Source organism: Kitasatospora sp. NPDC093806 (assembly GCF_040683335.1).
In the GTDB taxonomy this organism is placed as follows: Bacteria; Actinomycetota; Actinomycetes; order Streptomycetales; family Streptomycetaceae; genus Kitasatospora.
In genome coordinates this window covers 19,606-34,360 of the sequence record NZ_JBFBDO010000012.1, presented here as the reverse complement: position 1 = coordinate 34,360, position 14,755 = coordinate 19,606, and the positions used below count along the sequence as shown (strand labels likewise).

Annotated in this window: 13 protein-coding genes; 11 read left to right on the top strand and 2 right to left on the bottom strand. The window is 73.6% G+C overall.

The genetic code is table 11. The features are described 5' to 3' along the window. Positions 1–113: 113 nt before the first annotated feature. Together cas3 and AB0N76_RS09670 are read left to right on the top strand one after the other, a co-directional pair. Positions 114–3,065 carry a CRISPR-associated helicase Cas3' gene (cas3, locus tag AB0N76_RS09675; protein WP_363555007.1) on the top strand — a complete coding sequence of 984 codons (2,952 nt, stop codon included), beginning with the start codon at positions 114–116 and terminating at the stop codon, positions 3,063–3,065. Positions 3,066–3,356: 291 nt separating this feature from the next. After that, a complete protein-coding gene (locus AB0N76_RS09670; protein WP_363555005.1) occupies positions 3,357–3,779 on the top strand; it encodes a hypothetical protein in 423 nt (140 codons plus the stop codon). 412 nt (positions 3,780–4,191) lie between these two features. On the opposite strand, the gene AB0N76_RS09665 is transcribed toward AB0N76_RS09670, so the two are convergent. Continuing rightward, positions 4,192–4,713, bottom strand: coding sequence for a hypothetical protein (locus AB0N76_RS09665; RefSeq protein WP_363555003.1), 522 nt, complete (start codon positions 4,711–4,713; stop codon positions 4,192–4,194). Between the two features lie 154 nt (positions 4,714–4,867). Here AB0N76_RS09665 and AB0N76_RS09660 point away from each other — a divergent pair, with 154 nt between their 5' ends. From AB0N76_RS09660 to AB0N76_RS09620, 9 genes are all read left to right on the top strand, one after another. Then, positions 4,868–5,257 (top strand): DUF4265 domain-containing protein, encoded by a 390-nt coding sequence (locus AB0N76_RS09660; protein ID WP_363555001.1) that lies wholly within the window; start codon positions 4,868–4,870, stop codon positions 5,255–5,257. Between the two features lie 180 nt (positions 5,258–5,437). Further along, entirely contained in the window at positions 5,438–6,727 is a 1,290-nt protein-coding gene (locus AB0N76_RS09655; RefSeq protein ID WP_363554999.1) for a hypothetical protein, read from the top strand. 31 nt (positions 6,728–6,758) lie between these two features. Then, on the top strand, positions 6,759–8,003 hold the full coding sequence (locus AB0N76_RS09650) for a MoxR family ATPase (protein WP_363554997.1): 1,245 nt from the start codon (positions 6,759–6,761) through the stop codon (positions 8,001–8,003). Continuing rightward, entirely contained in the window at positions 8,000–9,301 is a 1,302-nt protein-coding gene (locus AB0N76_RS09645) for a VWA-like domain-containing protein (RefSeq protein ID WP_363554995.1), read from the top strand. Before AB0N76_RS09650 ends, AB0N76_RS09645 begins: the two co-directional genes overlap by 4 nt. A 244-nt stretch (positions 9,302–9,545) precedes the next feature. Beyond that, a complete protein-coding gene (locus AB0N76_RS09640) occupies positions 9,546–10,070 on the top strand; it encodes a hypothetical protein (RefSeq protein WP_363554993.1) in 525 nt (174 codons plus the stop codon). Between the two features lie 119 nt (positions 10,071–10,189). Next, a complete protein-coding gene (locus AB0N76_RS09635; RefSeq protein ID WP_363554991.1) occupies positions 10,190–11,092 on the top strand; it encodes an ABC transporter ATP-binding protein in 903 nt (300 codons plus the stop codon). 1 nt (position 11,093) lies between these two features. Next, positions 11,094–11,909, top strand: a complete 816-nt coding sequence (locus AB0N76_RS09630) for an ABC transporter permease (RefSeq protein WP_363554989.1) — start codon at positions 11,094–11,096, stop codon at positions 11,907–11,909. A gap of 167 nt (positions 11,910–12,076) precedes the next feature. Further along, positions 12,077–13,327 carry a sensor histidine kinase gene (locus AB0N76_RS09625; RefSeq protein WP_363554987.1) on the top strand — a complete coding sequence of 417 codons (1,251 nt, stop codon included), beginning with the start codon at positions 12,077–12,079 and terminating at the stop codon, positions 13,325–13,327. Next, positions 13,320–14,102, top strand: coding sequence for a response regulator transcription factor (locus tag AB0N76_RS09620; RefSeq protein WP_363554985.1), 783 nt, complete (start codon positions 13,320–13,322; stop codon positions 14,100–14,102). The genes AB0N76_RS09625 and AB0N76_RS09620 overlap by 8 nt, the downstream gene beginning before the upstream one ends. A gap of 42 nt (positions 14,103–14,144) precedes the next feature. On the opposite strand, the gene AB0N76_RS09615 is transcribed toward AB0N76_RS09620, so the two are convergent. Continuing rightward, positions 14,145–14,714 (bottom strand): hypothetical protein, encoded by a 570-nt coding sequence (locus AB0N76_RS09615; protein ID WP_363554983.1) that lies wholly within the window; start codon positions 14,712–14,714, stop codon positions 14,145–14,147. Between the last annotated feature and the right edge of the window lie 41 nt (positions 14,715–14,755).

The following is a 14,755-nucleotide window of genomic DNA, read 5'->3' as shown; positions in this document are numbered from 1 at the left end:
GGACGGCCCTGGCGGGGGCAGGTCGGATTGGCAGGAGGAAATCGAATCACAGAGTCCATTCCTGGGCTGTGCTGTGGTTCGTGGGACGACAGTAGCAGGCTCCGGAGATGCTTTTGACTGTTCATCAGTTCGCCAATATTCCTTCTCACCATGCGATTTGGGCGAAGACGGACCAGCGTTCGAAGTCCCGTAGCGCAGGCGGTCCGGCCTGGAACCCGCTCACCGCACACGCGCTCGACACCGCCGCCTGCGTCGGGCAGTTGTGGGACCGCTACCTCACGCCGGGGATCCGTTCGCGACTCGCCCAGGCGTTCGGCGCGGACGACGACGCGGCGGCCCGGCTGGTGGTGATGCTGCTGGCCGCGCTACACGACCTGGGGAAGGGATCCGGCTGCTTCCTGCGACAGTTCGGCACGGGCCGGCACGACCGCGCCAACCTGCTTCGGGGCCAGGCGCTGAGCGACTGGCTGCGGCTCGCCGCGGACGTCGGCCTCCCCCGGGACCCGGACCCCAACGCGCAGGTGACCGCCCGCCACGAGCACGTGACCGCCGCCCACCTCCCCCGGCTGCTGGGCTGCACGGGGGCCGACTGTGCCGGCTCCGGCCCCTGCCACCCCGGCCTGCACACCGTCGCCCTGCTCCTCGGCGGCCACCACGGCCACATCCCCGGCACCGAGACCGTCGAACGCGCCTTCGGGGCAGCACCGTTCGAGCGCTGGAAGCGGCCCTACCGGGCACTGGTGACGGAGGTCGCCGAGCTGATCGGCGCACCGCCACTCGGCGAGCTGCCCCGGCTCATCCGGCCGGAACGCCCCAGCGTGCTACCGCTGTTCGCCGGGCTGGTGGTCCTCGCCGACTGGCTCGCCTCCAGCGAGGACCACTTCACCTTCCGCCGCCTGGAGGAGCCGCCCGCCGCATGGTGGGCGGCCTCGCGGCGTCAGGCCGAACGGGCGGTCGACGCCCTGCTGCTCGACAAGTGGAATGCCGATCCGGTTGGCTGGCCCAACCTCTTCCCCGGCACCGAGCCGCGTCCACTCCAAGCGGCCGCCCTGGCCGCACTCCCCCGCAGCGGTCCGGCACTGGTGATCGTCGAGTCCGACACCGGTTCCGGCAAGACCCGGCTCGCCCTGGCCGTCGCCCACGCGCTCGCGCTCGGCTGCGGCCACCAGGGCGTCTACTTCGCCCTGCCGACGCGCGCCGCCGCCAACCAGATCGGCGCCGAGCTAAGGGAGTTCGTCGCACGCGCGTCCGGCGGCGCGGGTATCGCGAACCTGGCCGTGGTCCACGCCGACGCCGAGGGCACCGACCTCGTCCACCGGCTCCTCGCCGGGACCCGGACCGCGCAGCAGAGCGTGCTCGACGCCCTCCACGACTCCATCGACGCGGCCACCTGCGCCGACACCACCCCCGAACGGCCGAACGATCACGGTTTCACCCAGGTCGTCCTCCACCCCTGGTACCTGCGGCGCTGCCTCGGCCTGGTCTCCACCTTCGCCATCGGCACCGTCGACCAGGTGGTGCTCGCCCCGCAGCCGTCCCGGCACTGGATGCTCCGGATGCTCGGGCTGGCCGGGAAGGTCGTCGTCATCGACGAGGCGCATGCCTACCAGCTGTTCCAGCAGAGCATGCTGCGCGCGGCGGTCGAGTGGCTCGCCGACGCGGGCGCGTCCGTGGTGGTCCTCTCGGCCACCCTGCCGGCCTCCGTCCACCGCCTGCTCACACAGGCGTGGTGCACCGGCCGGCAACGGACCCTCTCCGACGGCGAGCAGCACGGGCACGGGCACAGGCACGGACCGATCACCGTGGTCGACCGGCACGGCGTGCTCACCCGCTCCGGCGCCTCCGCCCTCGGCGCCCCGCGTCGCGCCGAGGTGCGCCTCGCCAGCGACCCCGGCCCCGAACGGCTCGCCCGGCACCTCCTCGCCGAGGCGACGAACGGCGGCATCACCGCCGTCGTCCGCAACCGGGTCGACGCCGCCATCGAACTGCACACGGCCGTCCGGGGGTTCGCGGGCGAGTACGGCTGGGCCGAGGACGAGATCGTCCTCCTGCACGGCCGCCTGATGGGCCGCGACCGGCTCCCGATCGAGGACCGCCTGGTCCGCCTGCTCGGTCCGGGCCCGCGACGTGACCGGCCCAACCCGCAGCGGCCCGGACGGCTCCTCGTCATCGCCACCCAGATCGTCGAACAGTCCCTCGACATCGACTTCGACCGCCTGTACACCGACCTCGCCCCCGTCGACCTCCTCCTCCAACGGCGGGGACGACTGTGGCGGCACCCCCTCAACCGGCCACCCGGGGGATGCCCCCTGCTGACCGTGCTCTGGCGGCCGGACGGGACCGGCCTACCGCTCGTCGAGCCACCCGGCAACCCCGACGGCCACGTCTACGCCCCGTACACCCTCGCCGCCACCTGGCACGCCCTCCACCGGCGCGCGGACCCGGACGGCGTCTTCCGGCTGGTCACCCCCGAACACAGCCGCGCGCTGATCGAGGAGGTGTACGGCCCCGACCGCGCGCCCGCCCCCGGCCCGCTCACCACCCTCCTTGCCCGCACCCACGCCGCCTGGCAGTCCGACCTCGCCCGTGAGTACGCACACGCCTCCGTCACCCCGTTCCGCCCCTACGGCCCGAGCCGCGCCAAACCCGTCAAGGCCACCGGCCTCACCTCGGGCGGCGCCCACAGCGACGGAGACGGCGGCACCCACACCGGCGCCACCGGCATCGCCGCACTCTCCCGCCTCGGCGAGCCGACCGTCGAATTCCTCGCCCTCTACCGCCAACCCGACCACGCCCTCACCCTCACCTACGACCGCGCCGGCCACCTCCCGGTGACCACCCCCGACCGCCTCCACCGCGACCGGAACCTCAACCTCAACACCCTCGCCATCCCCGCCCACTGGACCACCACCGGTCCCCACCCCCTCCCCCCACCCGAAACCTGGCCCACCCTCCACCACCACCCCGTCGCCACCTTCGAAGCCTCCACCGGCGAGTGCCTGAGCGGCCCCCTCGGCCTCACCTACGACCCCGTCCACGGCTTCAGCCGCCGGCCGCCCTCCTGACCACCCGACTGCCCCGCGTTGTATGACCATCACAGGCCAACCGGCGCCGTCGGCCCTGCCGTTCGCGTCGGGGCGCCGGAGCCGAGATCGCGATGCCCGCCCCCACTCCCATCCCCTCGTACACCGGTCGACCTTGTGGCGCTGCACGGCGGCGTTTCGCGGGCGGGTGGGCGATCCGGTGGTGCGCTGCCGGGTGGGCGGGGCCCTTGAGCAGGTGGAGCCATTGAAGGCGAGGACAAGCCTGGTAACGTGGCCCCCACCATATTTGAACGCGTTCAATAGTGGGGGGACATGGACACCTCGGACGTGCACCAGCCGATACCCCGAGCGGGGCGGATCCTTGTGGTGGCGGCGGTGCTGTGTATTGCGCCGGGCGCTGGCTGGGTGGCCCTCAGCGGCGGGTCGCCCATCGACGGTCCGCTGGTCATCGGTTCACTGGTCACCACCGCACCACTCTTCTACCGGGAAGCCGCCGCCTTCACGACAGCCTGTCTGGCGACCGGCTGGGGGCTCCTCACGGTCTCGCTCCTGGGCGCCCTCGGCGGCCTGTTCGTGCTGGCACCGGCCGGCATCGTCCTTCTCTCCGCAGCAAGCCGCTCACGCCCACGCCCCCACCTCCTCCCGCTCCTGCTCGGAATCCTGGTGGCGGCTTCGACAATCGGCCTCATCGGCTGGGTGGTGGCAGAGCCCTGGATCGCTCCCTTCTTTCAGTAACTTGACGCATTCACCGCCACGGTTCAGGAGGGCAGCCCCCACCTGAAGAGCGGCCATCATCCGGAGCTGTCCAGACGCGGGAAGTGCCGACCGGGTGGCCCAACAGCCGCTCTGCCATCGCGCACCGCTGACATGCTGACGTCCTCGAACCACGCGAACCAACGTAGTCCGCGCCCGCCCCGCGCTAACATCGCACGTCAGCAAGCCTCGGCCCCGCGCGCGGGGATGGCTCCTCACATGGTGACGCCCCCGCCGCCCTTCGCCCCTCGGCCCCGCGCGCGCGGGGATGGCTCCGCCATCAGTTCGCACCCACGTGGCATCGCCGGCTCCTGCCGTCGTACGGCCGGGCCTCGTTCCGACTGCGGACCCGTGTCCTCACCCCACCGTGAAGCCGTCCCGGCAGATCGCATGATCAGTCATCAGCTGCGACAAGGAGAGTCAGGACCTGCCGCTCGTCGTCGATGGCGATGAATTCATGGAAGTCGCCGTGAACCCCACCCCAGTCATGGAAGGCGTCATTGCCCAGGTCCGGGAGGCAGTAGAGACGGCCGGCCGATTCCACTGCCGCAAAGAGCGTCTCCTTGAGCGCAGCCCCCAGCAAGTCCGGAAGGCCGCCGTACTGATGCGCCCAGGCCTCCAACACCGAGGTGGCTTCGGCACGACTGACCGGCTGATACTTGTCAGAGCTGACAGCGCTGAGCCGGTAGGGGCCGTGGCGGGATCCGTCGGGATCGACGCCACCCCCCCCCCCCGCGTAGTCGTCGCGAAACTGCTCGTGCGCGACGACAGCGGTGAGCAGATCCGGGGTCTGGCCTTCCTGCGGGAATCGGAAGGACTTCAGGTCGACCCAGCGGTAGCCGTGACTCGTGCCATCGGGGAACGGGTGGTTCCGGAAGTTCACGAAGGTTCGGTCGATGAAGTCGATCCCTGTCACTCACCCACGCTACCCCGTTCGCCTCGGATCTCGGATGGCCCTGCGGCCGTGGTCAGAGGCCCGTGGGACGATCGCCCACATGACGTCCGACTCCCAGCCGCCGACTGGTACCCACATACGCCTTCTGGCCGGCCACGCCCCATCCGGGCACCCAGTGTTCGAGGTGCTGCCGGCTCGCCTGGTGCAATCGGACCTGTTCGAATTGGCTGGAAGTCCGGGCATGGTGCTCGGGTGCGCGGCCGGCGACCTGCTGCGAGTCGCCGATGACGGCCGGTTCGAGGTTGTGGAGCAGGGCGGGAACTGGTGCATCCAGGCAGCTGGACTCGGGCATGTGAGCGCCGAGTCGTTCGCGGCGCTCAGAGTGGCAGTGGCTGATCTCCCCGGCCTGGCCGAGGCGCCGCCGGACCTTCGCTTCATCGTCGTGACGGTCGGCCGCGCGGTCGGCCTGCCCGTGATCGAGCAGGTCATGGACTCCTGGGCCGCCGGCATCGACGGGGTTGAGTGGTGGATCGGCAACGGAGATCACGCGACCTCCTCCGCCTGAGTGGGTCCAGCCGGATCCCGGAGGTTCGCTGGACGACGCCGCCGACCGCCCGAACCCATCTCGCGGCCCCTCCCGGTGAAAAGGGGTGGCCGATCCTGATGGGGTGTCGGTAGGGTCGGGGGTGATGATTACTCCTTCTCTTCATGAAGTGGGGGTCCCGGCCGTTCGAAGTGAGTGCTGATGCACACTTCGAGCGTCCACGGGGATTCCCGTCTTTCCTTTTGGCTGCGCGTGCGCGAGTTCGCCGTGTCGGCCTCGGTTGTCGAGAGTGCGACTGCCCGGCGGTTGGCCGGGGACTGGGCTGGGGCGTGTGCCGCGGCCGGGGTTGAGGTCGATCTCGATCTGCGGTTCGCCGCGCGTCGGTACGGGGACGAGCTGGCCGGGCGGGTCAGGGATGATCTGCGGCACCTCGCGCCGGATCTGCTGCGGTGGCATCTGCCGCGTTCGGCTCCGGACGGGTTGTTGCGGCCCGGGTTGACCGTCGGGTTGGCCCGGTACGGGGCTGTGCAGCTCGTCGTGCGGACGCCGCCGGCCTGGGCGGGGCGTGGGCAGCGGGTGAGCCTGGCGTTGTGGGGTGGGCCCGGTGATCCGCGGTATCCGCATCCTCGGCCCAGTCGGCGCTTCCGGTTCGACCTGCACCGGCATCTCTGGGACGCCCGCCGCAGCGGCGAGTTGCGGGCGCGCGGCGGCGGTCCCGAACGGTGGGCGGACGAGGCGCGGATCCTGCTCCGCGCCGAGGGGTTCCCGGACGGTGCCGGCGCCGTGGCCGTGCGGCTCGGGGCCCGGCGTCGGGTGGTCGTGGACGTCGGGGAGGTCGGAAAGGTCGGGGCCGGTGGGCAGGAGGCGAAGGAACTGCCGGTGCTGCCCGACGCCGCGACCTGGACGCCACCCGACGTCCAGTTGCTCCGAGCCGGGTTGATCACGCCGGATCGCCTGCATCCGCTGGTCGCGGAGTCCCTGGTGCCCGGTCAGGCGGCGAGAGCCGCACCGGAACGTACAGGTCCGGCCGATCGGCCGCGGCTCGTGGACTGCCGGGGCGACCGGCACCGGATCGGGCTGGTCGACGGCGTACTGACCGCGCTGGACCACGACCCCGACCAACTCCGCCGCGAGGAACTGCTCTTCGCCCTGACCGGCACGCCGATCCCCTGCCTCCAGGTGATCGACCAGGCGCACCGCCGTCCGGAGAACCTCGCCGACGTCCGCGCGCGCCTCGATCACGGCGATGCCGCCGGAGCGCTGGCCGTCGTCGAGGAACTGCTGGGCTCCGACGCCCTGTTGCGCGCCGGCGCGCTCCACGACGAGCTCGCGGCGGCCGCCCGGCGGCAGGTCGCCTACGGGCTGTTCCGGGCCGGGCTCACGGACCCGGGGCCGGGTCACGTCTATTCCATGTGGATGCTCCTGCAGGCCCGCCGCGTGGGGCGCACCTCCCGCCGACGTCACGCGTACTCGTACTCGCAGTCACGCTGAACCCATCCATTTTCCCGAAAGGTGATGACGCATGCCCGAAAGCACCCTTGAAGCCTCCCGACTCGACGTCGCCGAAGCCCTCTTGGCCCTCCTGAACGACACCGCCACCGAACCGCGCCCCGACGTTCAGTTGGAGGCCCTGACGCTCGCCGTGTCGGCCGACCTGCCGGTGCTCCTCTGGGGCGAGCCGGGGATCGGCAAGACCGCCGGCCTCACCCAGCTCGCCGAGACGCTGGACCTCCCCCTCACCACCGTCATCGCCAGCGTCCACGAGCCCTCCGACTTCTCGGGCCTGCCCGTCCTCGGCGCCGATCCGGCCGTGCAGGGCGTGCCGATGGCGCCGCCGGACTGGGCGGTGCGGCTGGTACGGGCCGGGCGGGGGCTGCTGTTCCTGGACGAGCTGTCCACCGCGCCGCCCGCCGTGCAGGCGGCGCTGCTGCGGGTGGTCCTGGAACGGCGGATCGGAGCGCTGCAACTCCCGCCCGGGGTACGGATCGTGGCGGCCGCCAACCCCCGGTCCTCGGCGGCGGACGGCTGGGAGCTGAGCCCGCCGCTGGCCAACCGGTTCGTGCATCTCCAGTGGGTGCACGACCCCGACGTGGTGATCCGCGGCCTGGGCGGTACCTGGCCGCGGGCGACGCTGCCCCGGCTGGACGGGCGGCGGCTGCCCGAGGCGGTGGCGTACGCCCGTCGCGCGGTGTGCGAGCTGCTCGCCGTCCGCCCGACCCTGGTGCACCGGCTGCCGAGCGGCGAGGCGAACCGGGGCGGCGCCTGGCCGTCGCCGCGCAGCTGGGACATGGCGCTGCGGCTGATCTCCTTCGCCACCGCCGCCGGTTCCTCCCGCGAGGTGCTGGCCCTGCTGGTCCGGGGCACCGTGGGGGACGGTCCGGGGCTGGAACTGCTCGCCGCGATGGACCGGATGGACCTGCCCGACCCGGAGGCGCTGCTGGCGGATCCCGCGAACGCGGTGCTGCCACAGCGCGGGGACCTCCGGCAGGCCACGCTGGAGGGGGTGGTGGACGCCGTCCGCCGCCGGCCGGAGCGGGAGCGGTGGGACGCGGCCTGGGCGCTGCTGGCCCGGGCGGTGGAGGAAGGGGCGCCGGATCTGGTGGTCGTCCCGGCGACCGCGCTCGCCGCCCTGCGGCGCGAGGACTGGGACGTGCCCGCGACGATCGATCGGCTCGCGGGGGCGGTGGCGCTGTCGCGGCGGGCGGACCGTTCGGTGGCCGGGGCCGCGACCGTCGGCACGGTCGGCGCGGACGGCGGCCGCCGGTGAGCGCGCCCCACCGGGACGGCGGCGCACCCCAACGGACCGGCGGCGCCCTCGACCTGGACAAGCTGTACGCCGCCCGCCTGCACGCCGTCCGGGTCCGGCCGTACCTGGCGACCGCGCTGTTCGCCCTGCACGTCGTCGAGTCGCGGCTGACGCCGACGATGGCCGTCGACCGGCACTGGCGCTGCTACGCCTCCCCCGCCTTCGTCGCGCGCACGCCGGTGGCGGAGCTGGCCGGCGTCTGGGTGCACGAGGTCTCGCACCTGCTGCGCGACCACCACGGGCGCGGCGACCGGGTCGTCCGGGAGCGCGGTCTGACCGGCCCGGCGGAGCGGCTGCGGATCAACATCGCGGCGGACTGCGAGATCAACGACGACGTGTTCGGCGACGGGCTGGTCCGGCCCGAGGGCGTGGTCCTGCCCGGGCTGCTGGACCTGCCCGACGGCGAGCTCATGGAGGACTACCTGTGGCAGTTCCGGCTCGGGCCGCGCACCCAGGACTTCGCCTGGCTGGACTGCGGCAGCGGCGCCGACGGGCTGGACCGGGAGTGGGACCTCGGGGCCGACGGCGCGCACGGCCTGAGCGAGCAGGAGCGGGACGCGGTGCGGTTCCGGGTGGCGCAGGCCATCGTCGGGCGGCCCGGCGACGCACCGGCGGGGTGGCGGCGGTGGGCGCAGGAGGCGTTCCAACCGCCGCAGCCGTGGCGGCAGTTGCTGGGGTCGGCGATCCGTTCGGCGGTGTCCGGGGCGGGCGCGGGCGAGGACTACTCGTACGGCCGGCCGGCCCGGCGGTCGGTCTCGGTGCCCGGGGCGGTGCTGCCCGCGCTGCGGCGCCGGCCGCCCCGGGTGTCGGTGGTGGTCGACACCTCCGGGTCGGTCAGCGACGCCGAGTTGGGCAGCGCGCTGCGCGAAGTGGCGGCGATCGCCCGGGCCGTGGGCGGCCGGCGGGACCTGGTCTCGGTGGTGTCCTGCGACGCGACGGCGCACGGCGTGCACACGCTCTGCCGGGCGGAGGGGATCCCGCTGGTGGGCGGCGGCGGGACGGACCTGCGGGCGGGCTTCGCCACGGCGCTGCGGAGCCGGCCGCGGCCGGACGTCGTCGTGGTGCTGACCGACGGCCAGACACCGTGGCCGACGGCCCGGCCGGCCTGCCGGACGGTGGTGGGCCTGTTCGCTCGGGTGGGGTCCCGGGCGGACTCGGGGGTGGGTTCGTGGCGCGAGGACGATCCGGAGTACGTGCCGGACCGGCCGCCGGAGTGGGCGCGCGTGGTGGAGATCGGGTCGGCCACGGCGGGTCGCTGAACGGCCGGGTCGCAGGACGACCGGGGTCGCTGAGCGGCCGGGGTCGGCTCCGACGACGGCGCGGCGCACGCGGGGGTTTCGTCGGCACGGTGACGGGCCACCATGAGGCGGGGCCGAAACAGCGGGGGGACGGATGGACGGGATGGACGGGAACGACAACGGGACCGGGACAGGGGCCGGGTCCGGGTCCGGGTCCGGGTCCGGCGACGGGAGCGGGATCGGGAGCTGGATGGAGGGTGTTCCGGTGGGGCAGCTGCCGGAGCAGGTCGGGCCCGGGCCGTGGCTCGCGGCGGCCTGCCTGCTCGGGCTGATGCTGGCCTACTTCGTGCTGAACGGTTTCACCGACGAGTTGCGCGCGGCCTGGTGGGGCGTGCCCGGGCAGCTCTCCGAGGTCGCCTGCAGCTCGTACGACAACGGCACCGGGGCCACCGAGCACCACTGCTCGGGCACCTTCACCCCGGACGGCGGAGGTTGGCCCCGCGAGGTCACCGTGGACGGCGACACCCGTTCGACGCCGGGCCGCGCGTGGCTGGCGGACGACACCGGCGGCACGGCGTACATCGACCCGTCGGCCTGGTGGGGCGTGCCCCCGGTGGCGATCTCGTTGCTCCTGGTGGGCGTCCCGGGGACGGCGACCGTGTGGTACGCGCGGCGGGCCCGCGCCGCCCGCCTCGGGCCGTCGCGGCAGGATTCGCGGTGGGCTCCACGGCGGGATTCGCGGCAGGCTCCGCAGCGGGACGCCTCCGGGTTGGACAGCACCGACTTCTGACCCGGCACCAGGTGCCGTCCGACCAGGTCGGTCGTACCCCGCCATCCACCGATCGGTCGATGGTGATTCGGGCGTGATGGGCGATGTGCGAGGGCCTGGCCGCGCGCGAGCATCGACGCATGGCAGTCATCGAAGTCAGCGGCCTGCGGAAGGCCTACCAGGGCAGGGCCGTCCTCGACGGTGTCGACTTCACCGTCGAGGAGGGCGAGATCTTCGGCATCCTCGGCCCGAACGGTGCGGGCAAGACCACCACCGTCGAGTGCGTCGAGGGCCTGCGGGCGCCCGACGCCGGCACGGTGCGGGTGGCGGGCCTCGACCCGGTCGCCGACCACGACCGGGTCACCCGGATCCTGGGTGCCCAGCTGCAGGAGAGCGAGCTGCAGGCGAAGCTCACCGTCCGGGAGGCGCTGGAGCTCTACAGCGCGTTCCACCGCCGACCAGCGGACTGGCGGCTGCTCGCGCTGCGCCTCGGCCTGACCGAGCGGCTCGGCACCCGCTTCGGCAAGCTGAGCGGCGGTCAGAAGCAACGGCTGTTCATCGCCCTGGCCCTGGTCGGCCGACCCCGGGTCGTCGTGCTCGACGAGCTCACCACCGGGCTCGATCCACGGGCCCGTCGGGACACCTGGCAGCTGATCGAGGAGACCAGGGACTCCGGCGTCACGGTCCTGCTGGTCACCCACTTCATGGAGGAGGCGCAGCGGCTCTGCGACCGGATCGCGGTCATCGACCGGGGCCGGGTCACCGCGCTGGACACCCCGGAGGGCCTGATCGGCCGGGCCGCGAGCTCGACCGTCATCTCCTTCACCCCCTCGCAGCCGCTCGACGGGCGGGAGCTCGCCGCGCTGCCCGGCGTCGCCACCGTCCAGGAGACGGACCACCGGCTCGTCATCACCGGCACCGACGAGACCGTGGGCGCCGTGCTCTCACTGCTGGCCAGGCACCGCGTCACGGCGGGCCGGCTCCGCGTCGTGGACGCCACCCTGGACGACGCGTTCCTCGACCTCACCGCCCAGGAGGCCTGACATGTCGACCGCCCCGACCGCCCCCACCGTCCCCCCGCTCACCCCGGCTGGCTCGGCCGCCGCCGACCGGCTCGGGTCCGGCGCCTCGATCGCCGTGCTCAGGACCGAGGCGCGGCTCTTCCTGCGCGAGCCGGCCGTGCTCTTCTGGCTCATCGCCTTCCCGAGCCTGCTGCTCACCGTCCTCGGGCTGATCCCGTCCCTCCGGGAGGCGAGCGAGGCGCTCGGCGGCCGCCGGGGGATCGACGTGTACGTCCCGGTGGCCGTCCTGCTGTCGATCCTCGTGGCGGGCGCGCAGACGATGCCGGGCGTGCTCACCGGCTACCGCGAGCGCGGCATCCTGCGGCGGCTGTCCACCACGCCCGCCAGCCCCAGGTCACTGCTCACGGCGCAGATCGTGCTGCACGGGGCGGGGATCCTGCTCTCGGTGCTGCTCGCGGTCGCGGTCGGCCGGCTCGCCTTCGGCGTCGCGCTGCCCCGGCAGCCCGTCGGCTACGCCGTGGCGGTCGTACTCACCGTGCTCGCCGGGCTGGCGCTCGGCGCGACCGTCTCCGCGCTCTCCCGCACCGCGAAGGTCGCGCAGACCATCGGGACGGTGATCTTCTTCCCGATGATGTTCACGGCCGGCGTCTATGCTCCCGTGCAGGCCATGCCTCAGCTGCTGCGGGACATCGTCGGGCTGACGCCGCTCGGTGCCTCGGCGCAGGCGCTCGACCAGGCGGCGTCGGGGCACTGGCCGGACTGGTCACACCTCGGGGTGACCGGCCTGTGGGCGGCTCTGCTGATCGGCGCCGCGGTGCGTTGGTTCCGCTGGGAGTGACGGTGCGGCGGGTGGGCAGGGGCGACGGCGGGGACGGCGGCAGCGGCGGGAGCGCGGACGGAGGTGGGGGCAGCGTGAGCGGGGGCAGCATGAGCAGGGGCGACGTGGGTGCGGGCGACGTGAGCGGGTCGGAGACGCGAGGGCGGGGGCGCGGCGCCCTGGCCGTCATGACCGACGGGGCGTCCAGCGCCGAGGAGCGGTGGCGGGCGTTCTGCCGCTGGGGTCCGTACGGGCTGCTCGCCCTCGCCTCGACGGTCGGCGCGGCCACCTCGACCGTCCTCATGTCGCGCGGTCAGGCGTACACGGCCGGGGTACTGGTGGCCGCCTCGTTCGGTCTGCAGCTGTGGTGGGACCGGACGTGGCCCGGGCAACCGGAGCACTCCCCGGCGGGGTCCCGCTACTTCGCCGCGCGCACCGTGATCGCCTTCGTCCTCACCTGGCTGAACCCGCTGTTCTCGATCTACGCAGTGATCGGCTACTTCGACGCCGTCCACCTGCTGCCGCCGCGCCGGGTCAAGGCCGGGCTGCTGGCGACGGCGGTCACGATGGCGGGCTCGCAGTCCGGCGGGCTGCCGCCCCGGTCCCCGAGCGTCTGGATCCTCTTCGGGGTGATCTTCGCGCTGCACGCCGGACTGCTCGTGATCTTCGGCAACCTCCGCGAGAAGGAGGCGGAGGAGGCGAAGGCCAAGGCCGCCACCATGGCCGAGCTGGAGCGGACCAACGCCCGACTGGCGCAGGCCCTCGCGGAGAACGCCGGCCTCCAAGCCCAACTCCTGCTCCAGGCCCGGGAGGCTGGGGTGGACGACGAGCGGCGCCGGCTGGCCGCCGAGATCCACGACACCATCGCGCAGGGGCTCACCGGCATCATCACCCAGCTCCAGGTGGTCGCCGCGGCCGAGGATCCGGCCGTCGCCCGCACCCACCTCGAACGGGCCCAGGCGCTGGCCCGGCAGAGCCTGGGCGAGGCCCGCCGTTCGGTGCACGACCTCGGCCCCGGCGCCCTGGAGCACGACTCGCTGCCCGAGGCGCTGAAGAAGACCGTCGCCGACTGGTCGGTCCGGACGGGCGTGCGGGCCGAGTTCACCACCACCGGCACGGTCGAGCCGCTGCACGACGAGATCGAGTCCACCCTCCTGCGGATCGCCCAGGAGGCGCTGGCCAACACCGCCCGGCACGCCCGCGCCACCCGCGTCGGCGTCACCCTCTCCTACATGGACGACGAGGTCACCTTGGACGTGCGCGACGACGGCTGCGGCTTCGATCCGCTCTCCCTGCCACCGCGCGGCGAGTCGGGCGGGTTCGGGCTCGGCGGGATGCGGGCCCGCGCCGAGCGGCTCGCGGGGACGGTCGGCATCGAGTCCGAACCGGGCCACGGCACCGCGGTCTCGGCCCACGTACCGTTGGTGCACCATGACTGACCGAACGACGCCCGACCGGCCGGCGCCCGACCGAACGACGCCCGACCGGCCGGCGCCCGGCACGACGACAAGCGACCCGACGGCGGCCGGCCCGACGGCGAGCGACCGAGCACCGGCGGGCGACCGGAGGATCATCACCCTCCTCGTCGTCGACGACCATCCGGTGGTCCGGGACGGACTGCGCGGCATGTTCGAGTCCGCCCCGGACTTCGAGGTGCTCGGCGAGGCCGGGAACGGCGTCGAGGCGGTGGAGCTGACCGGCCGCCTCGACCCGGACGTCGTCCTGATGGACCTGCGGATGCCGGGCGGCGGCGGGGTCGACGCGATCACCGAACTCGCCCGCCGGGGCGCCAAGAGCAAGGTCCTGGTCCTCACCACGTACGACACGGACTCCGACACCCTCCCGGCGATCGAGGCGGGCGCCACCGGCTACCTCCTCAAGGACACCCCACGCGAGGAGCTCTTCACGGCGGTGCGCGCCGCCGCCGACGGCCGCACCGTCCTGTCCCCGGCGGTCGCGTCCCGGCTGGTCACCCGGGTCCGCACGCCGTCGGCGGCGCGCAGTTCGCTCAGTGCCCGGGAGCGCGAGGTCCTCGTGCTGGTCGCCCGGGGCACCGCGAACCGGGAGATCGCCCGCGCCCTGTTCATCAGCGAGGCGACGGTGAAGACACATCTGACGCACCTGTACGCCAAGTTGGGCGTCAACGACCGCGCGGCCGCGGTGGCCGCCGGCTACGACCGGGGGATCCTGGGAGGTGACGCCGGACGGCGCTGACCCAGGAGAGAACAGCAGAGGACGCGTCCGGAGCCGGGGCGGTCAGCCGACCTTGGCGCAGAGCGGTTCGGCCGAGCCGTGCTTGATGGTCAGAGTGCGGTAACCGGAGGCGGCGATGTCGACGGTGTAGACGCCGTCGACGGTGTAGAGGTCGCGGGGCAGGTTCCCGGCGTTCGCGCCGAAGCCGAGCAGGATCGGGCCGTGGGCGCGCCAGGTCTGCGAGCCGTCGGGCCGGTAGTCGACGACGGACCGGCCGCCGGCGTCCGCGTCGTACCAGGCGCCGGTGCGGGTGTTGGTGACCCGCATGACCAGGTCGCCGCGGAACGCGACCCGCCGCACGGTGCCGTCGGGGTCGGCCTCCAGGACCCGCCGCTCGACCGCGTCCACGACGGCTTCGAGGTGGACGGGGAAGTCGCAGCGGGCGCCCGCCGGAAGGTCGAAGGTGGGCGAGGGCCACGGCTCCCATCCGGCCCGGTCACCGGCGGCGGCAACCCCCACAGCACCGGTGGCGGCGGTCGCGGGGGCGGCGGTCGCCGGAACTACGGCCAGGCCGAGCACGGTCGCGGCGGCCGCCGCAACGGTCGTGGCAGCACGGGGAAGGAATCGTCGCATCAGCGGATCTCCTGACGGGAGTTCGGGCGGGGCGTCGGAAC